22 protein-coding genes are annotated in these 25206 nt (G+C 43.2%); 21 read left to right on the forward strand and 1 reads right to left on the reverse strand.

All coding sequences use genetic code 11. From position 1 onward, the window contains the following. The first annotated feature begins 29 nt into the window (after positions 1 to 29). From sprA to tsaB, 21 genes are all read left to right on the forward strand, one after another. Positions 30 to 7091, forward strand: a complete 7062-nt coding sequence (gene sprA / locus LKX84_RS09960; protein ID WP_228237020.1) for a cell surface protein SprA — start codon at positions 30 to 32, stop codon at positions 7089 to 7091. 103 nt (positions 7092 to 7194) lie between these two features. Next, positions 7195 to 7575: a glycine cleavage system protein GcvH gene (gene gcvH / locus LKX84_RS09965; RefSeq protein WP_228237021.1), complete on the forward strand. Its 381-nt coding sequence runs from the start codon at positions 7195 to 7197 to the stop codon at positions 7573 to 7575. A 49-nt stretch (positions 7576 to 7624) separates the two neighbouring features. Next, positions 7625 to 7975, forward strand: coding sequence for a VanZ family protein (locus LKX84_RS09970; RefSeq protein WP_228237022.1), 351 nt, complete (start codon positions 7625 to 7627; stop codon positions 7973 to 7975). Positions 7976 to 8029: 54 nt separating this feature from the next. Beyond that, positions 8030 to 8734, forward strand: a complete 705-nt coding sequence (locus tag LKX84_RS09975) for an energy transducer TonB (protein WP_228237023.1) — start codon at positions 8030 to 8032, stop codon at positions 8732 to 8734. A gap of 170 nt (positions 8735 to 8904) precedes the next feature. Next, positions 8905 to 9807, forward strand: coding sequence for a heme o synthase (gene cyoE / locus LKX84_RS09980; protein WP_228237024.1), 903 nt, complete (start codon positions 8905 to 8907; stop codon positions 9805 to 9807). A 1-nt stretch (position 9808) separates the two neighbouring features. Next, positions 9809 to 10390 carry a heme-copper oxidase subunit III gene (locus LKX84_RS09985; protein WP_228237025.1) on the forward strand — a complete coding sequence of 194 codons (582 nt, stop codon included), beginning with the start codon at positions 9809 to 9811 and terminating at the stop codon, positions 10388 to 10390. Positions 10391 to 10482: 92 nt separating this feature from the next. Next, entirely contained in the window at positions 10483 to 11457 is a 975-nt protein-coding gene (locus LKX84_RS09990) for a cytochrome c oxidase subunit 3 (protein WP_228237026.1), read from the forward strand. A 14-nt stretch (positions 11458 to 11471) separates the two neighbouring features. Then, positions 11472 to 11855: a cytochrome C oxidase subunit IV family protein gene (locus LKX84_RS09995; protein WP_228237027.1), complete on the forward strand. Its 384-nt coding sequence runs from the start codon at positions 11472 to 11474 to the stop codon at positions 11853 to 11855. A gap of 70 nt (positions 11856 to 11925) precedes the next feature. Continuing rightward, the gene (locus LKX84_RS10000) at positions 11926 to 12558 is read left to right on the forward strand and encodes a hypothetical protein (RefSeq protein ID WP_228237028.1); all 633 of its coding nucleotides are present in this window, start codon (positions 11926 to 11928) and stop codon (positions 12556 to 12558) included. Further along, positions 12539 to 13282: an SCO family protein gene (locus LKX84_RS10005; protein WP_228237029.1), complete on the forward strand. Its 744-nt coding sequence runs from the start codon at positions 12539 to 12541 to the stop codon at positions 13280 to 13282. Before LKX84_RS10000 ends, LKX84_RS10005 begins: the two co-directional genes overlap by 20 nt. Beyond that, positions 13279 to 13815 (forward strand): DUF420 domain-containing protein, encoded by a 537-nt coding sequence (locus tag LKX84_RS10010; protein ID WP_228237030.1) that lies wholly within the window; start codon positions 13279 to 13281, stop codon positions 13813 to 13815. The genes LKX84_RS10005 and LKX84_RS10010 overlap by 4 nt, the downstream gene beginning before the upstream one ends. Positions 13816 to 13821: 6 nt before the next feature. Further along, positions 13822 to 14034, forward strand: coding sequence for a hypothetical protein (locus LKX84_RS10015; protein WP_228237031.1), 213 nt, complete (start codon positions 13822 to 13824; stop codon positions 14032 to 14034). Between the two features lie 102 nt (positions 14035 to 14136). Further along, positions 14137 to 15381 (forward strand): ABC transporter permease, encoded by a 1245-nt coding sequence (locus LKX84_RS10020; protein WP_228237032.1) that lies wholly within the window; start codon positions 14137 to 14139, stop codon positions 15379 to 15381. Between the two features lie 21 nt (positions 15382 to 15402). Next, positions 15403 to 16659 carry an ABC transporter permease gene (locus LKX84_RS10025; protein ID WP_228237033.1) on the forward strand — a complete coding sequence of 419 codons (1257 nt, stop codon included), beginning with the start codon at positions 15403 to 15405 and terminating at the stop codon, positions 16657 to 16659. A gap of 32 nt (positions 16660 to 16691) precedes the next feature. Beyond that, positions 16692 to 17792, forward strand: coding sequence for an efflux RND transporter periplasmic adaptor subunit (locus LKX84_RS10030; protein ID WP_228237034.1), 1101 nt, complete (start codon positions 16692 to 16694; stop codon positions 17790 to 17792). 108 nt (positions 17793 to 17900) lie between these two features. After that, on the forward strand, positions 17901 to 18602 hold the full coding sequence (locus LKX84_RS10035; RefSeq protein WP_228237035.1) for an ABC transporter ATP-binding protein: 702 nt from the start codon (positions 17901 to 17903) through the stop codon (positions 18600 to 18602). Further along, complete coding sequence (locus LKX84_RS10040) at positions 18595 to 19824, forward strand: ABC transporter permease (protein ID WP_228237036.1); 1230 nt, start codon at positions 18595 to 18597, stop codon at positions 19822 to 19824. The genes LKX84_RS10035 and LKX84_RS10040 overlap by 8 nt, the downstream gene beginning before the upstream one ends. 1 nt (position 19825) lies before the next feature. Then, positions 19826 to 21082, forward strand: coding sequence for an ABC transporter permease (locus tag LKX84_RS10045; RefSeq protein WP_228237037.1), 1257 nt, complete (start codon positions 19826 to 19828; stop codon positions 21080 to 21082). 35 nt (positions 21083 to 21117) lie between these two features. Next, positions 21118 to 22230 (forward strand): efflux RND transporter periplasmic adaptor subunit, encoded by a 1113-nt coding sequence (locus LKX84_RS10050; RefSeq protein ID WP_228237038.1) that lies wholly within the window; start codon positions 21118 to 21120, stop codon positions 22228 to 22230. 42 nt (positions 22231 to 22272) lie between these two features. Next, positions 22273 to 23622: a TolC family protein gene (locus LKX84_RS10055; protein WP_228237039.1), complete on the forward strand. Its 1350-nt coding sequence runs from the start codon at positions 22273 to 22275 to the stop codon at positions 23620 to 23622. Positions 23623 to 23638: 16 nt separating this feature from the next. After that, the gene (gene tsaB / locus LKX84_RS10060; protein WP_228237040.1) at positions 23639 to 24316 is read left to right on the forward strand and encodes a tRNA (adenosine(37)-N6)-threonylcarbamoyltransferase complex dimerization subunit type 1 TsaB; all 678 of its coding nucleotides are present in this window, start codon (positions 23639 to 23641) and stop codon (positions 24314 to 24316) included. Here the strand turns inward: tsaB and LKX84_RS10065 are convergent. Then, on the reverse strand, positions 24313 to 25140 hold the full coding sequence (locus tag LKX84_RS10065) for a mechanosensitive ion channel family protein (protein ID WP_228237041.1): 828 nt from the start codon (positions 25138 to 25140) through the stop codon (positions 24313 to 24315). The two genes, tsaB and LKX84_RS10065, sit on opposite strands and share 4 nt — an antisense overlap. Positions 25141 to 25206: the final 66 nt, after the last annotated feature.

Raw genomic sequence — 25206 nt, forward strand, 5'->3', positions numbered from 1 at the left:
AACCAACACGTTTTAAGTACATTTTCTTTATGGTCTGTTTTATGGTCGTGGCAATTGCCAAAGGCCAGGAAACTACCGAGCAGGCTCAGGATTCCGTACCGACCGGAGTGGAGCTTGGTCGCCTTATTTTAAACAATCCCGATAGCATTATTGCCAAATATACCTACGATCCCAAGACCGACCGTTACATTTATACGGAAAGCGTTGGGGACTTCAATATCAACTATCCCATTATCCTTACCCCGGAGCAGTATTACGAACTGGTTCGGAAGGAGCAGATGAAATCCTATTTCAAGCAAAAGTCGGATGCTTATGCCGGTAAAAAGGAAGGTAGTGAGGAAGCCAGAAAAAACCTGTTGCCCAACTTTTATGTGAACAGTAATTTCTTCGAATCCATTTTTGGTGGCAATACAATTGAAGTGATCCCCCAAGGTTCAGTGGCCATGGATTTGGGTGTGTTGTGGCAAAAGAATGATAATCCGGCCCTATCGCCCCGTAACCGGACCAACCTGTCTTTCGATTTTGATCAACGTATCAGTTTGAGTTTACTTGGAAAAGTGGGGGAGCGCCTTCAGGTGACCGCCAATTATGACACAGAGGCCACCTTCGATTTTCAGAATTTGGTAAAGTTGGATTATACCCCAACGGAAGATGATATTCTCCAAAAAATAGAAATCGGTAACGTGAACATGCCCCTCAACAGTTCCTTGATTACCGGTGCACAAAGTCTTTTTGGGGTAAAGACCCAAATGAAGTTTGGGAAAACCACCGTTACGGCTGTCTTTTCGGAACAGCGTTCCCAAAACAATACAGTAGTGGCACAAGGTGGTGGACAGGTAAAGGATTTTACCATGACAGCCTTGGATTATGACGAGGACAGGCACTTTTTCTTGGCCCATTATTTTAGGGACAATTATGACCGTGCACTCGAAAATTATCCGTTTATCCAAAGTCAGGTTCAGATTACCCGTTTGGAAGTTTGGGTGACCAACAGGAACCAACAGACACAGAATGTTCGGAATGTGGTAGCCATCCAGGATTTGGGTGAGGCCAATGAGGATAATACCCGAATCGGACGGAACAATGGCGATCCAGCCGGATTTTTCAATCCATCCGCCATTGCATCAGGATTACCACAAAACCCTGCAAACGCCTATGACCCTAACCAAATTGGAAGTGGAGCACTGACGCAATCCATTCGCGATATCGCCACAGTGGAATCTGGGTTTAACATTCCAGGGTATCCTGTGAACCAAGGATTCGACTATGCCATTCTTGAAAATGCAAGAAAATTGGAATCGGGTAGGGATTATGATTTTGATCCCCAATTAGGATATATCTCATTGAGCCAAAGTTTGAGTAACGATGAGGTATTGGGTGTTGCCTTCCAGTATACGTTTAACGGACAGGTGTATCAGGTAGGTGAATTTGCCAACGGTGGGATAGATGCTACTACCGTCTCAACTACAACCAACCTTATTGAGAACAACACATTGATTTTGAAGCTTTTGAAAAGCAACATCACCAATGTGGAGGATCCTATTTGGGATTTGATGATGAAAAACATCTATTCCACAGGTGCCTATCAATTGAGCCAAGAGGATTTCAGGTTGAACATTCTATATTCCGATCCTACACCAAGGAACTACATAACGCCTGTTGATCAAAACATTGGGTGGCCATCCGGTTTGGAAGATCAGATTTTGCTTCGGGTTTTCAACTTGGACCGATTGAACTCCTATAACGATATTCAACCCGGTGGTGATGGATTTTTCGATTATTACGAAGGCATTACGGTAGATTCCCAGTCGGGGCGCATCATCTTTACCAAGGTGGAACCTTTCGGGGAGTTCCTTTTCGATTTACTTGGAGGAGGTACCTATGATGTGGAAAATGACCAAGGATACAACTCCAACCAAAGACGTTACGTATTTAGGAATATGTATGCCAAAACCAAGGCAGCCTCCCTTCAAAATGCGGAAAAAAACCGTTTTCAGATCAAAGGTCGATATAAGTCTTCCGGAAACAACGGCATCCCGATCGGGGCCTTTAACGTACCACAAGGTTCGGTTCGCGTGACCGCAGGAGGAAGACAATTGCAGGAAGGTATCGACTATACAGTGAACTATCAAGCGGGCACGGTCCAGATCTTGGACCCTAGCTTGGCCGCTTCGGATACCCCGATCAACATTTCTGTGGAAAACAATGCAGTTTTCGGACAACAGACAAGAAGATTTGCTGGTGTGAACGTGGAACATCAGTTCAACGAAAATTTTGTTTTGGGAGGTACCATGCTCAATCTGAACGAGCGCCCACTAACCCAAAAATCCAATTACGGAGTGGAGCCCGTGAACAATACCATTTTTGGTCTGAACGGAAACTTCAGTACCGAAATTCCGTTCCTGACCCGATTGGCGAACAAGTTACCTAACATTGATACCGATGTGCCTTCCAATCTATCCTTGAGGGGAGAAGTGGCATTTTTACAGCCGAACTCGCCAAAGAACGCCGATTTTCAAGGAGAGACCACAACCTATATCGATGATTTTGAGGGAGCACAATCTTTGATTGATATCCGTTCTTCATTGGGTTGGACCTTAGCAAGTCCTCCAGTAGAATTTTTGCAGGACAGAACAGGAATTGATGTGGGGTACGAAAGGGCCAAAATGGCTTGGTACACCATCGACCCTATTTTTTATACCAACCAAAGACCTACCAGCTTATCGGACAATGATATTTCCTTGAACGCCACTCGAAGGGTGTTCATTGATGAGGTGTTTACCGAAACCGATATTGCCCAAGGCCAGACCCAAGTACAAAGTACGTTGGATATTGCATACTATCCCAATCAAAAGGGGCCATACAATGCCAACCCAACTTTTGAAAATGAAACGGCCAACGACAAATGGGCGGGTATCATGAGGCCTTTGAGCAGCACCAACTTTGAGCAATCCAATGTGGAGTTTGTTCAGTTTTGGGTGTTGGATCCTTATGTAGATGGACAAGCTACGGATGCCAATGTGGGCGAATTAGTCTTGAACTTGGGTAACATTTCGGAAGATATTTTGAAGGATGGCCGTAAACAATACGAGAACGGACTTCCTGCAACCACCAATAATGAAGTCCCAAGGGAAACCATTTGGGGGCAAGTGCCCTCCACACAATCATTGGTGTATGCCTTTGATGCGGACGAAGCTAACAGGACGGCCCAAGATGCCGGTTTGGATGGACTTAATGACACCGAGGAACAAGCCATTTATAACGGACCGGCAAGTGATCCGGCTTTGGATAACTATCAATATTACTTGAACAGGGAAGGGAGCATCTTGAATCGTTACCTCGATTTTAACAATACCCAAGGAAACTCTCCCATTACCGTGACCAATACCAATAGGGGTTCTACTACGCTTCCGGATGTGGAGGACATTGATAGGGACCTTACCATGAACACGGTGAACAGTTATTACGAATATCGTATCCAGATCAAACCGAATACCACCATCAATGATGAGTACGTGACGGATATCCGTGAAGGACTCACCCCAACGTTACCCAACGGTACACAGTTGAACAGAAGGTGGATCCAGTATAAAATTCCATTGAGCGATTTTACCGATGCGGTAGGTGGTATTGCCGATTTTAGGTCCATCAGTTTTATGAGGATGTACCTGACCGGTTTTACCAATGACGTAGTGCTCCGTTTTGCCACTTTGGATTTGGTGCGTGGCGATTGGAGAACGTATACCAGTTCCCTTCAGCCAGATGTGGACAATGATCCAACTGATGATGGTACCGTAACGGATGTGAACACCGTGAACATTGAGGAAAATTATGGCAGACAACCCATACCGTATGTGTTGCCTCCAGGGGTGGTTAGGGAACAGTTGAACAACAACAACACCATCATCCGTCAGAACGAACAGTCCTTGTCTTTTGTAGTGGAAAATTTGGAATCTCAGGATTCCAGAGGTGTTTTCAAAAGTGTGAACATTGATGTGAGGCAGTACGAACGCCTTAAAATGTTCATGCACGCCGAAAAAATATTGAACGGGGATTATTCCGATAGTGATACCCCATTGGTTGGTTTCCTTCGTATTGGAACCGACTTTTCCGAGAACTTCTATCAAATTGAATTGCCTTTGCAGTTTACCTCTTATGGTGCTTCCACTTCAGAAGAAATCTGGCCCGATGTCAACGAGATCAATATCGCCTTAAGTGATTTGAACAAGGTAAAGGCCAGGGGCATTTCCGACCAAACCCTTACCCAGGTCAATTATTATGAAATAGTGGATGGCGAAGCGGTGCTTGTGGATGAATTCGCACCAAGGACCTTGGGAACTATCCGAATTGGAATCAGTGGAAATCCATCTTTGGGAAGCATCCGTGCCATGATGGTGGGTGTAAAGAACATTGATGATGTGCCGGCCCGTGGTGAGGTTTGGTTCAACGAATTGCGTATGGCTGGCTTGGACAACAAAGGGGGATGGGCAGCTATCGCCGCTTTGGACGCCAACATGGCCGATTTTGCAAACGTTACGGCAACAGGTAGCAAAAGTACCTCGGGATTTGGTTCCATTGATCAAACCCCGAACGAAAGATCTAGGGAAGATGCCATTTCGTATGATGTGGTCACAAATGTGAATGTGGGCCAATTGTTCCCCAAAAAATGGAACCTGCAATTGCCTTTCAACTACGGAATTTCTGAAACCTTGATCACACCAGAGTTCGATCCCGTGTATGACGATTTAAAATTGGATGATCGCATCGCCGCTGCATCAACTGCCGAAGAAGCGGAAACCATTAAAAAACAGGCCGAGGATTATACCAAACGTACGAGTTTCAACTTGATTGGGGTGCGCAAGAACAGGGGAGAAGAAGCGAAGGAAAATTTCTTCGATATTGAAAACTTCACCTTTAATTATTCATACAACGAAACCAATCACCGCGATTTTGAGGTGGCCGACCTGAAGGATCAAAATGTGACCACAGGTGCGGTGTACAATTATAACTTTAAGCCGGCCAGTGTGGCCCCGTTTGCCAAAAAGGACTCCTTGTTCATGAGCAAGTACTGGCAATGGTTAAAGGATCTGAACTTTAATTTGTTGCCAACCAGTATTTCGGTCAATGCAAACTACAATCGTTCCTTTAATCAACAGCGTTTTAGGGATGTGTTGGAACCAGGGGTGGAATCCTTGGCGTTGCCTTTGTTGCAACAGCGAAATTATCTTTTCAATTGGCAATATGCCTTGAATTACAGTATTACCAAATCATTGCGAGTAAACCTAACCGCATCCAATAACAATATTGTTCGTAATTATTTCAATGTAGATGATGATTCCGATTCGGGTATCAACCAGGCGTTGGATCTTTGGGATGGTTTCTTCGACATTGGGGAACCCAACCGCCATGCACAACAAATGCAGTTGAACTACGAATTGCCGTTCAGCAAGATTCCGTTCTTGAATTTCATCAATGCCCAATATACCTATACGAGCAATTTTGATTGGCAGCGTGGAGGTGATGCTTTAAATGAAGTGATACAATTACAAAATCCTGGAGAACAAGTAAACATAGTTCAAAATGCCAATACCCATAACCTGACCGCCAACTTGAGCATGCAACGCCTGTACGACTTTTTGGGGTTGAAGAAAAAGGATGGCAAGGTAACGGCCAATCAGCAACCCATCCGAAGGGACAAAGCGGGCAACCCTGCAGGTGGCGAAGAAGACAAGGGTCCAAGAAAGACCAGTAAAGGTTTCAATACGTTGGTAGATGTGGTGACGATGGTAAAAAGGATAAACATCAACTACAGTGAGAATAACGGTACCGTTTTGCCAGGGTACACCCAATCGGTAGGATTCATCGGAACGGCAAGACCCACTTTGGGATTTGTTTTCGGTAGTCAGTCCGATGTACGCTACGAAGCTGCCCGTAATGGCTGGTTGACAAGTTATCCCGAATACAATTCGCAATACATCCAAAATACAAGGAAACAATTGAACCTGACCGCCACGGCCCAGCCTACCCAGGATATCACCATCGATTTTAGTGCGGACAGACAATACACGAACACATCACAAGAAAATTATAGTCCGGAGCAATGGATCAATTTTGAGGACGGCTTGGTCAACGAAATGGGGAATTTTAGTATTTCTACTGTTATGATTGGTACCATTTTCAACAAGAGCGACCAATTTGATTCCAAGACCTTTGAACAGTTCAAGCAGAACAGGATCACCATTGCCAATCGTTTGGTTTCCGACCGGGGTCAAGATCCAGGGGAATTGGATGAGGATGGCTTCCCTGAAATGTATGGAAAAACCCAACAAGAGGTATTGTTGCCAGCCTTCTTCGCTGCTTATACAGGACAAGATGTGAACCGGGTGAATTTGGACGCGTTCCGAGAAATTCCGATTCCGAACTGGAATATTAAGTACACCGGTTTGATGAAGAACCGCTGGTTCAAAAAGAAATTCAAACGATTCTCGTTGAGCCATGGCTATCGTGCCGCATACAGTATCAACCAGTTCCAGACCAATTTGGAGCGCCAGAATACCCAATTTGATGCCGAGACAGGGGATTTGTTGCCCGAGACCTTGATCAATAACGTGGTGCTTACCGATCAGTTCAATCCGTTGATGCGCGTAGATTTTGAAATGGTCAATTCCTTTAGCTTTTTGGCAGAAGTGCGCACGGATAGGACCTTGTCCATGAGTTTTGACAATAATCTGTTGACCGAGATCAATGGAAAGGAGTATACCCTTGGTTTGGGTTATCGATTTAAAGATGTAAAGTTCGTTACCAATATTGGAGGCGAAAAAACCAGATTGAAGGGAGACTTGAACCTAAAGGCCGACTTGTCGTTAAGAGATAACATCACCATTATCCGAAACTTGGATATCGACAATAACCAGATCACTTCTGGTCAGAAATTGGTCTCCATGAAATTCACGGCCGATTACGCCTTGAGCAAAAGTTTGAATGCCCTTTTCTTCTACGACCATTCTTTTTCCAAGTTTGCGGTATCCACAGCATTTCCGCAAACGACCATCAATGGTGGGTTTACCTTGCGGTACAACTTTGGAAACTAATCTGGAATCGAATCAAATTTCCTTCAATTTAATTGAAGGTATTGTTTGAAAAGCTATCCGCAATCCGTTACATTTGCCCAGCGACTAATTCAAACCTATTATAATGAACATACCATCAGAATTAAAGTACACCAAGGACCACGAATGGGTTAAGATCGATGGGGATATTGCCACAGTTGGTATAACCGATTTTGCCCAAGGAGAGTTGGGAGATATCGTTTATGTTGAAGTGGAAACCTTGGATGAGACCTTGGACAAGGAAGAGGTTTTTGGAACCGTGGAGGCTGTAAAAACGGTTTCCGATCTTTTTTTGCCATTGACCGGTGAAATTATCGAGTTCAATTCGGCTTTGGAAGATGAACCCGAAAAGGTAAACTCTGATCCTTATGGTGATGGTTGGATGATCAAGATAAAAATCAGTGATGCCGCCGAAGTTGAAGAACTTTTGAGCGCTGACGATTACAAGGCATTGATTGGTGCTTAAAGCAAACCGATATACCTTATTGTTTATAGGCTGGGCGGTGTTTGTCACAATGCTCAGCTTATTTTCTTTCTCTACCTTGCATCTGAATACAGGTAAAATACACATTCCCTACGCGGATAAGATGACACATTTTGTGTTCTATACCGGGTTCGCATTTTTGGGTAGTCTGTGTTTAAGGGAGCGTACCCAAGGAAATGTTCCTTTGGGCAAGGCAACAATGATCACGGTAGTGACCGCCATATGTTATGGCATATTGATAGAACTATTACAATACTTGTTCACCACGGACCGAATGGCCGAAATTGGTGATGTTTTGGCAAATTCTTTGGGGGCATTAACAGGAATCGGATTAATTCGATGGTTATTTTCTAAAGAAAAGCCGTTAAAATGGAAATTTTAATTGTTTATTTAACCAATTAATAATTAAATTAGCGAACACTAAATTTTTGAAAGGATGGAACTAAAAAAGAATCCAAAAGCGGACGTAGGTAGAAACAGCTCCCTTTACTTTGTTGTAGGGATGGCTGCTGTTTTGGCTTTGGTCTATGGCGCTATGGAGTGGAAGAAATACGACAAGGCGAACGATTATGACATTGCCTTGAACGTAGAAGATCAGTTGGACGAAGAAGTTCCGATGACGGAGCAGATCAAGACTCCACCACCTCCACCACCTCCAGCAGCACCAGAAGTGATCGAGGTTGTAGAGGATGAGGAAGAAGTGGAGGAAACCGTAATCGAGTCTACCGAAACCAGCCAAGAAGAAGAAGTGGTTGAAATCGAAGAGGTAGAGGTTGAAGAGGTTGAAGAAGATATTTCTGTTCCTTTTGCCGTAATCGAGGATGTACCCGTATTTCCAGGTTGCGAAGGTGCCAAAGATAAAAAAGCCTGTTTCCAAGATCAAATGCAGGAGCATATCCGTAAAAACTTCCGTTATCCTGAAATCGCCCAAGAAATGGGTGTTCAAGGAAGGGTGAGCGTAATTTTCGTAATCCAGAAAGATGGAAGCATCGGGGATATCAGAATGCGTGGACCAGATAAAAACTTGGAAGCTGAAGCAAGAAGAATCATTGAGAAATTGCCTAAAATGACCCCAGGTAAGCAAAGGGGAAGACCGGTAAAAGTACCTTTCAGTATTCCGATTACCTTCAAATTGCAGTAAAATATAGTTGATTCCTGTTGAGGCAGGAATGGAAAAAGCCCTGATAATCACATCAGGGCTTTTTTTACGGCATTTCATTTTCAATTTGTTGCAAGTGAATCATAAAACCACAACTTAGGTTGCATAAGATAACCACTGACGTTATCTTTGCCAGCCAATTAACTTAGTGGATGAAATCTGCAGTAGGTTCCGTTAAAAACAATACCCTCTCCTTGATTTATACCGATTTCAAGGAAATCACCAAGGCCAAGTTGGCCATCAGTGTGGTGTTCTCATCCATAGCGGGGTATTTTTTGGGTGCCTACCAAATCAATCTCGTTTCCGTTTTGTTGCTCACCTTTGGTGGCTATTGCATGGTTGGGGCTTCCAATGCGTATAACCAAGTCATAGAAAAGGACTTGGATGCCTTGATGAACCGGACCAAAAACCGACCCATTCCCTCTGGAAGAATGTCGGTAAAAACCGCGTTGACCATTGCCATAACGTTAACGGTCCTAGGTATTCTTTCACTTTTGGCATTAAGTCCCAAGACTGCCATGTTCGGCGCTATTTCCATCTTTTTATATACCAGTGTATACACTCCGCTAAAGACTAAAACACCGCTTTCGGTATTTGTAGGAGCATTTCCTGGGGCCATTCCTTTTATGTTGGGATGGGTGGCAGCTACGGATGATTTCGGCATAGAACCAGGAACCCTTTTTATGATTCAATTCTTTTGGCAATTTCCCCATTTTTGGGCTTTGGGTTGGATGTTGGACGAAGACTACAAAAGAGCGGGATTTAAAATGCTTCCCACAGGAAATAAGGATAAGGGAACTGCCATTCAGATCATTTTTTATACGTTTTGGATGATCGTGATTTCAATTATCCCAGTGTTTGGGATCACCGGTAGATTGCAATTGTCCGTTGTGTCGGCTGTATTGGTGTTCTTGGCCGGATTGGTGATGTTGTTCTTTGCGTTCAAACTGTATGAAAACAGGGACAATGCATCTGCAAGAAAACTGATGTTGGCCAGTGTGACCTATATTTCATTGATTCAAGTAATTTACGTTATAGACAAGTTTGTAAGTTGATATGGATTTAACCCAAGGAACAGAAGAAGAAAAAGTAATCCGGGCGAAAAAGATGATGCTCTGGTTCGGAATTGTGAGTTTGACCATGGGCTTTGCCGGTTGGACGAGTGCCTACATTGTGAGTAGCAAACGCGAGGATTGGATCAGTGACCTGGAGTTGCCACAAGCGTTTTTCATAAGTACGGCAATCATCATTTTGAGTAGCATTACCTATTGGCTGGCAAAATCTTCCATCAAAAAGGAGAACCAAAAGCAAGCCACCATATTTTTGGCGACCACTTTGGTTTTGGGTGTTACTTTTATTGTGTTACAGTTTATCGGATTCTCACAAATGTTGGAGAATGGATATTATTTTACGGGACCCACGAGCAACATTAAAATGTCCTACGTGTTTTTGCTTGCCGCCGTGCACATTGCCCACGTTGTGGCTGGTTTGATCACTCTTTTGGTGGTGATGGTGCAGCAATTGAGGGGTAAGTACACGTCTGGGAAAATGTTGGGGCTGGAACTGGGTGCTACATTTTGGCATTTTTTGGATTTTATTTGGGTGTATTTGATCGTCTTCATGTATTTCATGAAATAAATTTAGGTTGGAGTAGTTTTACTTCAACTTTATCTTTTCGAATACATCAAAAGGTGTAAATTTGTGAAAGTTTTAATAAAACGACCTTTTATATGGATGCAACGGTAACAACCGGTACTGAAGAAAGCGTTTGGGGAGGTGGTAATCAACCTCTGGGCGCTAGCTATGGAAAAATGATGATGTGGTTCTTTATCATGTCTGATGCACTTACCTTTTCTGGATTTTTGGTGGCTTATGGCTTTTCAAGGTTCAAATTCATTGAGCTTTGGCCAATTGCCGATGAGGTTTTCACGCACGTACCCTTTTTCCACGGTAACTTTCCAATGTACTATGTGGCCTTTATGACCTTTATTCTGATTATGTCTTCTGTAACCATGGTATTGGCCGTGGACGCGGGGCACAAAATGAAGCAGAACAAGGTGATCATCTATATGTTCCTTACCATTATCGGTGGTCTAATCTTCGTTGGGTCACAGGCTTGGGAATGGGCTACCTTCATCAGGGGAGACCATGGTGCCGTTGAGACCAAAGCCGGGAAAATTCTTCAGTTTGTGGATGCAGAAAGCGGAGCAAGATTATCTTTGGCGGAATTTGCTAAGACACTTCCAGAAGAAAGGGTAAAACACGAAAAGAGTGAAGGCATTTGGTTTGAGGGCGAAGGATACAAAACATCTTTCTCCTTGAACGAGGTTGTGGAAGGTTTTAAAGCGAACCCGAACATTGTTATCAGAACCGAACAATTGAATGAAGAAGGCCACAAGACCGTTTTGGATAGGGCGCAATCGCTTACACAAATTTCACATGCCGTTCAGGTGGTGGAAGGTGCCAATCTTGTCCACAACGAATACGGTCACAGATTGTTTGCAGATTTCTTCTTCTTCATTACAGGATTCCACGGATTCCACGTATTCTCAGGGGTTATCATCAACATTGTTATTTTCTTCAATGTAATTTTGGGGACCTATGAGCGCAGGGGCCATTATGAAATGGTAGAGAAAGTTGGTCTTTACTGGCACTTTGTGGATTTGGTTTGGGTATTCGTATTTACATTCTTTTACTTGGTTTAAAACATTGATTTTTCATGGCACACGATCATAAACTCGAAATTTTTAGAGGACTTTTAAAATTTAAGTCGAACACCCAAAAAATATGGGGCGTATTGATATTCCTTTCCATTGTGACTTCTGTGGAGGTATTTCTGGGTATCAGTAAACCAAGAGCGTTGACCCATAGCCATTTGTTGGGTATGAAATTGCTTAACTGGATCTTTATCATCCTTACCTTGGTAAAGGCCTACTACATTGCTTGGGACTTTATGCACTTGCGTGATGAGAAAACCTCTTTGAGAAGGGTTATCGTCTGGACCCCTGTGTTTCTTATTTGTTATTTGATTTTCATCTTGCTTTTTGAAGCGGATTACATCTATACCGTATACAAGGACGGGTTTGTAACTTGGAACTTCTAATAAAGTATTAACGATATGAAAAGACGGTTTTCCAACCGTCTTTTTTTATTTTTGTACAGTTGAAATTCCCATGAAGAAAAAGGCAGTTTTATTTATTCTTTTCGTGTTCCCGGTGGTAGCCTATCTGTTTTTTGCCTCCGGTGTGAACAACTTTGGCAAACTTCCCATTTTGACTGATAAGGTTCCTGATATAACCGAAATGGACCCGAATGTGCAGTTAAAAGGTAAGATTACGGTTTTGGGATTTTTAGGCAACGATTTGGAAAACAAAAAAGGGTATGCTTTTAACCTGAACCAAAAGATTTACAAGCGGTTTGGGGAATTCAACGACTTTCAGGTGGTCATGGTGGTTCCCGAAGGGAATGAAGCCAAGGCCATGGAGCTTAAAAAGGAACTTGGAGAACTTTCCGAAGTGGATAAATGGTATTTTGTTTACGGTTCAGAGGAGGAGGTGCAATCTTATTTTAATTGGCTTGGAACAGATTTGAAACTGGCCAATGACCTTTCAACCCCTTATGTGTTTATTATCGATAAAGATTTGGCCCTTCGCGGAAGAAACGATGATGAGGATCAAGGCATGAAATACGGTTTTGATACCTCTTCCGTGGCGGATCTTAACAATAAAATGGTGGACGATGTCAAGATTATTCTGGCAGAATATCGCCTAGCCCTAAAAAAGAACAATGCCGACAGGATCAAATAGCAAAAAGAAATACACCTATGTTTGGGTATCTGCCATCATCTTGATTTTTGGCAGTTTTGCCGTGTATGAGATTACCAAACGTATAAAAGGTGGATCCATTGTGGAAAACGACCGTATGAGCGTGGGAATGCAGCACAGGCCATTGGCCTTTATCGTGAACGAAGGCCAAAGAAGAAAGGTTCCCGAGTTCTCCTTCTTGGACCAGGATAGCGTAGTGATCTCCAACAAGGATTATCTCGGCAAAGTCTATGTGGTGGAATTTTTCTTTACCACTTGCCCTACCATTTGCCCGATCATGACCAAAAATTTGGTGGAGATTGAAAAGACCTTCAAAGATGATGATGATTTTGGAGTGGCTTCCTTTACCATAAATCCAAGGTACGATAGTCCTTCAATCCTGAAAAAATACGCTGAAAAATATGGTATCACCGATGAGGATTGGCATCTAATGACCGGAGACCAGCAAGTAATTTATACTTTGGCTCAAGAGGGATTTTACATTTTTGCCAATGAGGATGAAGAGGCCCCCGGGGGGTTTGAACACTCTGGAATGTTCGCATTGGTAGATAAAAATGGGTATCTTCGTTCCCGTGAAGATGAATACGGTAACCCCCTGATTTATTACAGGGGTACCATTATGGAAAAGGAAGGGGTAAACGATGAGGGCGAGCCCCAACAGATTACCATTTTAAAAGAGGACATTAAAAAATTATTGGCAGAATGACCGAGGAAATTTCTTTGAGGGAAAAGCGGTTCAATAAATGGATTACGGTAATATCCATTGCGATACCATTAGTGGTGGCATTGTTGTTCGGTTATAAGATACCCAATGCAAAACCCCTATCGTTTTTGCCACCCATTTATGCAACCATTAATGGGTTAACGGCCATTTTGTTGGTGATTGCAGTCATTGCCATTAAAAATGGCAAGCAGTCGCTCCACCAAAAATTGATGACCACTAACATCGTATTGTCAACCTTGTTTTTGGTGATGTATGTTGCTTATCACATGACTTCGGAAACCACCATATACGGTGGGGAAGGTTTTATAAAATATGTATACTATTTTATTCTTTTAACACATATTGTACTGTCCATTTCAGTGATTCCCTTGGTATTGATTACCTATTCCAAAGTGTATTTGGATGATTTTGAAAGCCACAGGCTTTGGGCCAAGTATACATTCCCTATTTGGCTATATGTTGCCGTAACAGGGGTGATAGTTTTTCTTATGATTTCCCCTTACTACCAATATTGATTTGAGATGAAGGCTAGACTGCTTTTAATTCTGGTTTTACTTTTTGCTTTTCCATCGGTGATGGATGCACAATGTGCCATGTGCCGTGCAGTGGTGGAAAGTGAAGCGGAAGGTGGTACGGCCGAAGGCATCAACAATGGCATTGTGTATTTAATGGCCGTTCCTTACGTTTTGATCGCCGGCCTTTTCTATTTTATCTACAGAAAAATGAGGGGATAAGCCCCAGACCTCACTTTTTTTCTTTTGAAGTGTAACATTTAGCGCTTTTTTTCATCTAATAGATGTACGCTTGCGTATTTCATCAATCAAAATCGCTAACCTATGTTCGACCTAGAGCGGTGGCAAGAAATATTTGACACCATCCGAAAGAACAAACTCCGTACTTTTTTAACCGGGCTTTCCGTGGCTTCGGGTATCTTCATTTTGGTCATCCTTTTAGGTTTTGGGCAAGGCATGCGTAATGGTATTGAGCACGAGTTCAAGGAAGATGCCTCTACCAGTGTTTGGGTCTGGCCAGGGGTTACTTCCAAAGAATACAAAGGCCTTAATCCAGGTAGACCCATTCAGTTGGTCAATGAAAATTACGACAATGCCACGGCCATGTTCAACAACGAAATTGAGTATGGTTCATCACGCACCTTTGTGCGTGGGGTAACGGTCAACTACGGAAAGGAAGCCCTTATTTATGGAGTACAGGGAGTGTCGGCCGATTTTCAATTTATAGAGAATGCCTCCATGATAGAAGGTCGGTTCATCAATTACCAAGATGAAACGAGTGCAGGCAAAGTGGCCATCATTGGCAATAAGATCAAAAAGGATGTATTCAACAAAGTGGAAACACCAATCGGAGAGTTCATTGATATTTCCGGAATTCCTTTCAAGGTCATTGGTGTTTACAAGGAAATGGAAGACCGTGAGGAGGAACGTATTTATATTCCCATAACCACAGCCCAAAAAGCCTTTAATGGAGGCAACCGAGTGAACAATATGTCCTTTACCCTTCCTCCTGTGGAAGACTTTGACGAAGCAGTGGCCCAGGCCATTGATTTTAAAAATGGCCTGAACAAATATTTGCAACAGGTGCATACCATTGCTCCTGATGACACAGGCGCCTTGCAAGTTTGGAGTGCCATGGAAGAGGCAAAAAGATACTACGGACTTACCAACAACATCAAGATTTTTTTCTGGTTTGTGGGCATTTGTACCATCATTGCCGGTGTGGTTGGTGTCAGCAATATTATGATGATCGTGGTAAAAGAACGTACTCGTGAAATTGGGATACGAAAGGCATTGGGGGCCAAACCATGGTCCATCATCGGGATGATCCTGCACGAGGCCATTTTTGTTACAGCCATTTCAGGGTTTGCCGGGTTGATTTTCAGTATGACTTTGTTGGAACTTGTGGGTCCCAATATTGAAGTGGATTATGTAATGAACCCTTCCGTAAATTTCAATGTAGCCTTTTCCACAGTCCTCGTGCTGATTGCGGCAGGTACTTTGGCGGGTTTTGTCCCAGCTTACCGTGCTGCAAAAGTTAAAGTGATAGAATCCCTTCGGGACGAATAAAAAATGCCAAAGTAAAACAAGATGTTCAATAGAGATAGATGGCAGGAAATACTGGAGGTGCTTACGAAAAATGCGTGGCGGACAATTTTTACGGCTTTCGGGGTTTGTTGGGGAATCTTTATCCTCATTGTGTTATTGGCCGCAGGTAAGGGTCTTGAAAATGGTATCAAAAAGGATTTTGGCGATATCGCCACCAATACCATGTTCATGTGGACGCGTGCTACTACCCGAGCTTATGAAGGGTTGCCCCAGGGCAGGCGATTTGAGTTTAAGATAGATGACGTGCAGGCCATTCGGGATAATGTACCCAACCTTCGGTTTATTTCTCCAAGGAACCAATTGGGCGGATTTGGGGGGAACAACAACGTAGTGCATGGCATTCGAACCGGTGCTTACAATGTGTATGGCGATTATCCGGAAATCATCAATCAAGATCCCATGGCGGTTACTTCGGGAAGGTTTTTGAACTACAACGACATCAACGAGAAAAGAAAAGTGGCCATTATTGGGTTGGGGGTCCAAAATGATCTATACGATAAGGATGAAGATCCGTTGGGGACCTACATAAAAATTCAAGGCGTGAATTTTCTGGTAATCGGTACCTATAAAAAGAACAATAGCGGAGGAGGGGAAGAAGGTCAAAAGGAGATTTTTGTGCCCTTCACTTCGTTTTCCCAAGCCTTTAACAGGGGAGAAGATGTAGGTTGGATGGCCATTACGGCCAATGATGGCAGTTCCATTTCCGTGTTGAAGGATAAGATTGTGAGTGTAATGAAAGAGAGACACAAAGTGCATCCTGAAGATACCCGGGCTGTTGGTTATTTTGACCTGTACGAACAATACAATCGGGTGGAAAGCCTATTCGGTGCATTGAAGGCCGTGGCCTATATCGTGGGAATCATGGTGTTGCTTTCCGGAATTATCGGGGTCAGTAATATTATGCTGATCGTGGTGAAGGAACGTACCAAGGAAATCGGAATCCGAAGGGCTTTGGGGGAACAACCTTGGTCCATAAAAAAACAGATTTTAATGGAATCCATCTTTTTGACCCTGATTTCAGGGATGGTGGGTATCATCTTTGGATCCTTGGTCATTTTCGGGATCAATTCCCTTTTGGATAGCGTTGGTCCAGTGGATATGTTCATGAGCCCCAGTGTGAGTGTTGGGGTGGTGACAGGTGCTCTGACCATTTTAATGGTCTCTGGATTATTGGCCGGGTTTATCCCGGCGCAGAGTGCCATTCGGGTCAGGCCCATTGAAGCATTGCGAACAGAATAAATAGAAATCAATCAAAATAATAGCATACAAAAATGAAAAAGTCGGTAACCATTGCCATCCTGTTGCTCATCGTGATCGTGTTCGGTGGCTCCATGTATTATCTCTATCAGAAAAATGCGGAGGACCCGATAATCTATGAGACCGAAACACCATCCACACAGACCATTGTAAAAAAAGCAGTGGCCACAGGCAGTATTCTTCCTTTGGAAGAAGTATTGATCAAACCCAACATTTCTGGGGTGATAGAGGAAATATTTGTGGAAGGTGGGGATTTTGTTAAATCTGGCGATTTGTTGGCCAAGATCAAAGTCGTTCCCAACCTTTCGGCACTTAACGATGCCAAGAACGCCATTGATGAAGCCAAGATCAATCTTGATGACCAAATGCGAAATCTGGAGCGTCAAACCACACTATTTGGTAAGGGAGTCATCTCCAAAACTGATATGGAGCGTGCCCAGGTCACATATGATCAGGCCAAACAAGCCTATGCGGCCGCCAATAAAAGATATGATATCGTGAAAACGGGAACCACCAGTGGTTTTAGCAATGCAGCCAATACCATGATCAGGGCCACCGTGAGTGGAATGGTTTTGGAGGTGCCTGTAGAAGTGGGTAACCAGGTCATAGAGAGCAACAATTTTAATGAAGGGACCACCATTGCCGCCATCGCCGATGTGAACAAAATGATCTTTGAGGGCAAGGTGGATGAATCTGAAGTAGGCCGAATCAAAGAAGACCTTCCGTTGGAAATTACGGTTGGTGCCATTGAAAATAAAGTATTTGATGCCGTTCTGGATTACATCGCCCCAAAAGGAAAAGAGGAAAATGGGGCCATTCAGTTCGAGATCAAAGGGTCCTTGAAAAAACAGGACACTACTTTCATTAGGGCCGGGCTTAGTGCCAATGCCTCTATTATTTTAGCCCGTGCCGATAGTGTGTTGGCCGTTAAAGAAGCCTTGGTTCAGTTTGATGGGGACACCAAAAAACCATTCGTGGAAGTGGAAACTGCCAACCAACAATTTGAACGTCGCGATGTGAAATTAGGGGTCAGTGACGGCATCTTTGTGGAGATCAAATCGGGTCTGGCAGCTACGGATAAGATAAAAGTTTGGAACGCAATCGCAGAAGAATAGGCCTCCAATCAATCATTTAACAAAAAATTTAAATAAATGCTGTAACAATTTAACAACTTGTAGGTCTAACAAGCAAGAGGTTAAAAAAGATAGCTAACATAACCAATCATGATAGAAATCAAAGATCTTCATAAGTCCTATAAAATGGGCAGCAACTCCCTTCATGTATTAAAGGGAATCAATTTTAAAGTAGAAGAAGGGGAGCTAGTGGCCATTATGGGATCTTCGGGATCGGGTAAATCCACCTTGTTGAACATTTTGGGCATGTTGGATGGTGCTGATACAGGGGAGTATACCTTGGATGGGGTGCCTATCAAAGATCTTAGCGAAACCAAAGCAGCCCAATACAGGAACAAGTTTCTGGGCTTCATCTTTCAATCCTTCAACCTGATCAATTACAAAAGTGCCTTGGAGAATGTGGCGCTTCCCCTGTACTATCAAAAAGTACCAAGGAAGGAACGTCAGGAAAAGGCTATGCAGTATTTGGACAGGGTAGGTCTAAAACCTTGGGCAAGCCATCATCCATCGGAACTTTCTGGTGGGCAAAAGCAAAGGGTGGCCATTGCCAGGGCCATGGCAGCGGAACCCAAAGTGCTCTTGGCGGATGAGCCAACGGGAGCCTTGGACAGTAAAACTTCTTATGAGGTCATGGACCTGATCCAAAAAATCAACGATGAAGGCAATACCATTTTAGTGGTGACCCACGAAGAGGATATTGCGCATATGTGCAAACGCATTGTTCACCTTAAGGACGGTGTAATCGTGGAGGATAAAAAAATTGAACAAGTAAGAGCTGGGCAATATGTTTGATCGCGACGTTTGGCAGGAAATTTTCAACACGATTAAGACGAACAAACTTCGGACCTTTTTAACGGGGTTTTCCGTAGGATGGGCCATCTTTATCTTGGTGATGTTGTTGGCTTCGGTCAACGGTATGCAGAACGGTTTTTACAATCAGTTCAATGATGATGCCACCAATTCCATCTTTGTCCGCTCCGGCACCACTTCCAAAGCCTATGGCGGATTTGAAGCTGGCAGAAGGATCCAGTTCAAGAACGACGATATTGAATATATCAAAAGAAGCTTTCCTGACGATATTGAATACATCAGCGCCCGATATTATGCCAATGGTACGGCCAGATACAAAAGTGAAACAGGGTCCTATTCTGTACAGGCCGTGTTGCCAAATGATCAGATCATTGAAAAAACGTTGGTTATGGCCGGAAGGTATATCAACGAGGCCGATCAGGTTAACAAAGCAAAAGTGGCTGTAATTGGTAGGAAAGTTGCCGAGGATCTGTTCAAAAAAGAAGACCCGCTAGGGAATTTTGTAGAAATCAACGGATTGCCGTTTAGGGTTGTAGGTATTTTTACGGATGATGGGGATGACAATGCGGAACGAAGGATACATGCCCCATTGGGCACCTATCAGCGTATCTACGGGAATACCAATGACATTAATACCATTGCCCTTACCTATAACCCAGAATACGATTTGACCAAGGCCCTCGAATTTTCAGGACGATTGGAGGATTTGATGAAAAGAAGGCACAAAGTAGATCCTGAGGATCAATCTGGACTCAATGTTTGGAACTATGCGGAAGCTTTTGACAATATCAGCAGTTTTACTGCAGTATTGAATGGAGTGGGTATCGGTGTTGCCTTTTTGATATTGATATCCGGTATCGTGGGAATCGGTAACATTATGGTCTTCACGATCAAGGAACGGACCAAGGAAATTGGAGTGCGTAAAGCGTTGGGGGCAAGACCTAGGCAAATAATAAATCTAGTGCTCTTGGAATCTGTTTTCATCACTGCCATTTCCGGATTTGTAGGGTTATTGATTGCATGGTTGATACTGGCGGCACTGGGTCCTATGTTCCAGACGCCTGCCTTTAGCAATCCATCGGTAAGTGCCTCTACAGTAATTACCGCCACCATCATATTGATCATTGCTGGGGTATTGGCCGGCCTGTTACCGGCCATGAAGGCAGCAAATGTTAAACCTATTGTAGCACTAAGCGATAAATAATATGTGGGTATTCGACAGGGACTTATGGATTGAGATTTTTCACACATTGGGCAAGAACATGTTCCGTACTTTCTTGACCATGCTGGGTGTGATTTTCGCCATGGTCATATTGGTACTATTGCTGGGTTCTGCCAATGGTATGAGTAACGGTTTCAATAAGATTTTTGCCGGAACGGCTTCCAATAGTTTGTTTGTTTGGGGGCAACAGACCTCCATGCCCTACAAAGGGTTTGAAAGGGGGCGTAGGATCCGCTATAAAATTGAGGATGCCGATATTCTGAAAAAACAGATTCCTGAAATTGAAGTATTGGCGCCCAGGATTGAATTGGCAAGCCACAGGGGAACGGTAACCGTTTATAGAAATGGCCAGACCAGTGGTTCATCCGTTTATGGGGATTACCCGGAAATTGATAACATCACCAAAAAGAAACTGGTTGAAGGTCGATTTTTGAACCAGACCGATATGGACCAATCCAAAAAGGTCTGTGTTATCGGTGAGGAAACTTACAAACTATTGTTTGATAAGGGAGAAAATGCCATTGGTGAAGATATTCGGATCAACGGAGTATATTTTTCTGTTGTAGGTATTTACAAACCCAATAACAACATCAACATTGATGGGGAGAATGCCGTGTTCATCCCGTTTGCCACCTTTCAAAAAGCATTCAATTCTGGAGATTTAATGGGATGGATGGCCATTGCAGTAAAGGAAAATACACCTGTTCCAGTGGTAGAAAACCAGATCAAGGATATTTTAAAGGCCAAATATGACATACATCCTGATGACGAACGTGCCATAGGAAGTTTTGATATGTCAGAGATCTTTAACAACATTACCGCCTTTACCACGGTGCTTCAAGGATTCTCCTTTTTCATAGGCATTTTTACCTTGCTCGCAGGGGTTATCGCCATCAGTAATATTTTATTGATTACGGTAAAGGAAAGGACCAAAGAGATTGGAGTACGGAGAGCATTGGGAGCCACTCCAAAAATCGTGAAACGACAAATTGTGGTGGAAGCCATTGTATTGACCACATTTGCGGGTCTGGTTGGTTTTGCCATTTCCGTTGGAATTTTATCCATAATGGATTCCATGTGGGGCAGTGGGGACGATTTCCCTTTCGTGAAGCCCATGATCAGTGTACCACAGTTTTTGGTCTCCTTTATATTGATGGTCGGACTGAGTGTTTTGATCGGATTGATTCCGGCAAACCGCGCAGTAAGGGTAAGGCCAATTGAAGCTTTAAGAGAAGAATAATCAACACAAATAAATAACGAATCAAATAAACGATAATGAACAAGTATGTAAAGTACGGATTGATAGGGGTAGCGGTCATTGGGATTTTGGCTGCCATGGTATACTTTCTAAAACAGAACAGTACACCCGTTGAACTCTACAAGACCGAAACCGCCACCCGCAAGGATATTGTGAACAAGGTAATTGTTACGGGAAAGGTCATTCCAGAAGACGAGATCAATATCAAACCCCAAATATCCGGAATCATAGACAAGATCATTTTGGAAGAAGGGGTAAAAGTTAAGGCCGGAGACCTTATCGCGGTAATCAAAGTTGTTCCAAACGAGCAGTCCTTGAACCAAGCGGCCGGTAGGGTACGCAATGCCGAATTGGCCTTAAACAATGCCAAAATTGAATATGACAGGAACAAAGTATTGTTCGATAAAGGGGTGATTTCCAGTCAAGATTTCAACACCTTGAAATTGACCTATGATCAAGCCACCCAAGAGTTGAAAAATGCCCAGGCCGATTACCAAATCATTAGAAAAGGATCTGCCGGTGGATCGGTTAGCGCCAACACCAATATCAGGGCCACCGTTTCCGGAACCATTTTGGAAATTCCGGTGAAAGAAGGAGACCAGGTGATCCAAAGTAACAACTTTAACGATGGTACCACCATTGCCACCATTGCCGATATGGGTAAAATGATCTTCGAAGGGGAAGTAGATGAAGCCGAGGTAGGAAAATTACATGTAGGTATGCCTTTGGAAATTAGTCTGGGAGCTTTGGAGGAGCAAAAGTTTGAGGCCAAGTTGAAGTTCATCGCACCTAAAGGTGTGGAAGAGGAAGGAGCCGTACAGTTTAAGATTGAGGGCGATTTGGCTTTGACCGATACTACTTCTTATGTCCGTGCAGGGTACAGTGCCAATGCTTCCATTGTTTTGGAAGAGAAGAAGGATGTGCTGTCCATTAAAGAAGCTTTGCTACAGTTCGATAAGGATACGGAAAAACCTTATGTTGAAGTAGAAACAGGTGAGAACAAGTTCGAAAGAAAAGACCTGGAGTTGGGTGTAAGTGATGGTATCGATGTGGAAGTGGTTTCCGGAATCGATGAAAATTCCAAGATCAAGGTTTGGAACAAGCTGGAGAAAAAATCCGAGGATAACTAATAACAGCTGACCAATAATTAAGAACCAAAAATCAAAAAACGAATGAAAAATAGCATAACGATACTCCTACTGTTGTTCACGGTCTCCGTGTCCACGGCGCAAATGCGCAAATGGACGCTTCAGGAATGTGTGGAATATGCAGTGGAACACAATTTGACCATACAGCAGTTTGAATTGGATCTGGAAAATGTCAAAATCGATAAGTCGGATGCTCTCGGTGACCTGCTTCCAAACTTGAACGGTTCAACTTCGGTATCAAGTAACACCGGTTTCTCCATTAACCCAACGAACAACTTGCCAACGAACAGTACTGCGTTCAACGTAAATGCAAGTATTAGCTCCAATGTGACCTTATTCAACGGGTTAAGAAATATTCATCAATTGAATCGGGCCAAAATGAGTGCCATTTCCAGCCAATATCGATTGGATAACCTAAAGGATGATATCCGTTTGAATGTAGCCAATGCCTATTTGTTGGTGTTATCAGGAAAGGAACAATTGAAGACTTTTAGGGCACAGTATGCTGTTACGGAGCAAGATTTGAAAAAGACCAGGGAACTGGTTGCATCAGGGGTTTTGCCACAGGGCGATCTGTTGGAAATTGAGGCAACTGCCGCCAATCAGGAACAACAAATCGTGAACGGTGAGGGCAATGTGTTGATAGCCCGTGTAAACTTGGCCCAATTGCTGCAACTTACGGATTATGAAAACTTTGATATAGCCGAGGAAGAGTTTGCCATTCCACCATCCGATATTTTGAAAAACTCTGCCAAAGTGATTTTTGATAAGGCCTTGACCTTTAGAAATGACATCAAATTTTCTGAATCAAACGTGCAATTGGCGGAACAGGATCTAAAGATTGCCAAGGGAGCTTATTTGCCTACCCTGGGAGCTTTCTTCCAATATGGTAGCCGTTATTCCGATGTTACCCAAATTCCTGATGGTAATGGTGGTGTATATACACCAAATTTTACCGATCAGTTGTGGATTTTTGATGGTATCAGCTACGGAGCACAATTGAACGTTCCCATATTTAACGGATGGAGCACTCGTAACAATGTGAAACGTTCCCAGATCAGTTTGGAAAAAGCAAAAGTGCAGTTCGAACAGGATAAATTGGCTTTGGAGAATACCATTCAACAGGCCTATGTAGATGTAAGTACTTTTGAAAAAGCCTATGAGGCTGCTCTGAAGTCTTTGGAAGCCCGCACGCTGGCTTACGATTATGCCAAGGAGCGTTATGACAATGGGTTGATGAACGCCTTTGACTTTAGTCAAGCCCAGGCTAGGGTAGACAATGCGAAGGCAGATGTGATCCGTACCAAGTACGATTATATTTTCCGACTTAAAATATTGGAGTTCTACTTTGGTTTGCCCATTTCATTAAACTAGTATCTTTGTGGCCGCTATGGCCATCATACTAAACTTAGAAACAGCTACCACCAATTGCTCCGTAAGTGTCTCCAAAGGCAATGAAATCCTTTGTCTAAAAGAGGACAATGCAGCAGATTATTCGCACTCGGAACAATTGCACATTTTTATCAAAGAAGCCTTGCAAGAGGCTTCTTTGTCATTTTCAGACCTAGAAGCCGTTGCCATCAGTAAAGGCCCTGGTTCCTATACTGGTCTTCGAATTGGAGTTTCTGCAGCTAAGGGACTTTGCTTTTCCTTGGATTTGCCTTTAATTTCCATCCCCACTTTGGAAAGTATGGCCCATCAGATTAGCTTGAAGGAAGGGGAGGTTGTCATTCCTGTTTTGGATGCCAGAAGAATGGAGGTGTATTCCTGCGTGTTTGACCATCAATACCAAGAGATCCGGGAAACCCGTGCCGAAATCATTGATGAGAATTCTTTTGGGGATTATGCCTCGTTTTCCAAAGTGCATGTTGTGGGTAGTGGTGCGGAAAAGTGCAAGCCGATCCTGCAGGCTCCTAACTTCAATTTTTATACCACTGTGGTGCCTTCTGCAAAGCAAATGGCTATACTGGCCCATCAAAAATTCCAAAAAGCGGAATTTGAGGATGTGGCTTATTTTGAACCCTATTATTTAAAGGATTTTGTCCTTCAGACAAAAAAGAATACCTAACCTTTTAAGGCTTGGTGCATAACTCTTTGCGGGAAAGGGATTTCGATTCCGGCAGCATCAAAGCGTAACTTGGTTTGCTCGATCACATAAAAATGGGCGGCCCAGAAAACATCATTGTTCGCCCAAAAGCGTAGGGTCAGATCTACGGAACTATCACCCAATGCACCAACGTATACTTCCGGGGCGGGTTCAGTGTTGATATTTGGATTTTCGGCACAGATTTCCAAAAGAATTTCTTTTGCTTCCTTGATGTTAGAGCCATACCCGATTCCAACATCAATTTTATCGCGACGGGTGCTTTCCATATTAAAATTAATAATGTTGCCGTTGGACAATTGCCCGTTCGGAAGAATGGCTATCTGGTTGCCAAAAGTGCTCAATTTTGTATTGAAAATGGATATTTCCTTTACAGTGCCATCAATGCCTTGAGCAGAAATAAAATCGCCCACTTTAAACGGTTTAAATATGAGAATGAGCACACCACCGGCAAAGTTTGCCAAGGATCCTTGTAGCGCCAAACCGATGGCCAAACCTGCGGCACCGATAATAGCAACCAAAGATGAGGTTTTGACTCCCAACTGGGTAACCACCAAAACAAACAGCAGGGCTTTTAAGGCAATGCTGATAAAACTCTGAAGAAAAGATTCCAAGGTCTCATCGTAATCTTTCTTGGCGAAAAAGCGACCGACCATTTTATTGATGAACCTGATGACCCAAAATCCGACAAAAAAGATAATGATGGCCATTACAAGGTTTGGTAGTACTCCAAGCCCCCATAGTACGGCTTTATCAACGTATTCTTGATAGTTTTCCAGTTGTGTCATAAAGTTTTCTGTTTTGTGGACAACCTAATCATTATTACCTTAAAATAAAAAAAATGAAAGGTAAAC

Origin of the sequence: Allomuricauda sp. M10 (assembly GCF_020782875.1) — a bacterium.
Classification (GTDB): Bacteria; Bacteroidota; Bacteroidia; order Flavobacteriales; family Flavobacteriaceae; genus Flagellimonas.

Bases quoted from the DNA above. Each gene is read 5' to 3' on its own strand.
- sprA (WP_228237020.1), top strand. From the start codon at position 30: ATGGTCTGTTTTATGGTCGTGGCAATTGCCAAAGGCCAGGAAACTACC.
- gcvH (WP_228237021.1), top strand. From the start codon at position 7,195: ATGAACATACCATCAGAATTAAAGTACACCAAGGACCACGAATGGGTT.
- LKX84_RS09970 (WP_228237022.1), top strand. From the start codon at position 7,625: ATGCTCAGCTTATTTTCTTTCTCTACCTTGCATCTGAATACAGGTAAA.
- LKX84_RS09975 (WP_228237023.1), top strand. From the start codon at position 8,030: ATGGAACTAAAAAAGAATCCAAAAGCGGACGTAGGTAGAAACAGCTCC.
- cyoE (WP_228237024.1), top strand. From the start codon at position 8,905: ATGAAATCTGCAGTAGGTTCCGTTAAAAACAATACCCTCTCCTTGATT.
- LKX84_RS09985 (WP_228237025.1), top strand. From the start codon at position 9,809: ATGGATTTAACCCAAGGAACAGAAGAAGAAAAAGTAATCCGGGCGAAA.
- LKX84_RS09990 (WP_228237026.1), top strand. From the start codon at position 10,483: ATGGATGCAACGGTAACAACCGGTACTGAAGAAAGCGTTTGGGGAGGT.
- LKX84_RS09995 (WP_228237027.1), top strand. From the start codon at position 11,472: ATGGCACACGATCATAAACTCGAAATTTTTAGAGGACTTTTAAAATTT.
- LKX84_RS10000 (WP_228237028.1), top strand. From the start codon at position 11,926: ATGAAGAAAAAGGCAGTTTTATTTATTCTTTTCGTGTTCCCGGTGGTA.
- LKX84_RS10005 (WP_228237029.1), top strand. From the start codon at position 12,539: ATGCCGACAGGATCAAATAGCAAAAAGAAATACACCTATGTTTGGGTA.
- LKX84_RS10010 (WP_228237030.1), top strand. From the start codon at position 13,279: ATGACCGAGGAAATTTCTTTGAGGGAAAAGCGGTTCAATAAATGGATT.
- LKX84_RS10015 (WP_228237031.1), top strand. From the start codon at position 13,822: ATGAAGGCTAGACTGCTTTTAATTCTGGTTTTACTTTTTGCTTTTCCA.
- LKX84_RS10020 (WP_228237032.1), top strand. From the start codon at position 14,137: ATGTTCGACCTAGAGCGGTGGCAAGAAATATTTGACACCATCCGAAAG.
- LKX84_RS10025 (WP_228237033.1), top strand. From the start codon at position 15,403: ATGTTCAATAGAGATAGATGGCAGGAAATACTGGAGGTGCTTACGAAA.
- LKX84_RS10030 (WP_228237034.1), top strand. From the start codon at position 16,692: ATGAAAAAGTCGGTAACCATTGCCATCCTGTTGCTCATCGTGATCGTG.
- LKX84_RS10035 (WP_228237035.1), top strand. From the start codon at position 17,901: ATGATAGAAATCAAAGATCTTCATAAGTCCTATAAAATGGGCAGCAAC.
- LKX84_RS10040 (WP_228237036.1), top strand. From the start codon at position 18,595: ATGTTTGATCGCGACGTTTGGCAGGAAATTTTCAACACGATTAAGACG.
- LKX84_RS10045 (WP_228237037.1), top strand. From the start codon at position 19,826: ATGTGGGTATTCGACAGGGACTTATGGATTGAGATTTTTCACACATTG.
- LKX84_RS10050 (WP_228237038.1), top strand. From the start codon at position 21,118: ATGAACAAGTATGTAAAGTACGGATTGATAGGGGTAGCGGTCATTGGG.
- LKX84_RS10055 (WP_228237039.1), top strand. From the start codon at position 22,273: ATGAAAAATAGCATAACGATACTCCTACTGTTGTTCACGGTCTCCGTG.
- tsaB (WP_228237040.1), top strand. From the start codon at position 23,639: ATGGCCATCATACTAAACTTAGAAACAGCTACCACCAATTGCTCCGTA.
- LKX84_RS10065 (WP_228237041.1), bottom strand. From the start codon at position 25,140: ATGACACAACTGGAAAACTATCAAGAATACGTTGATAAAGCCGTACTA.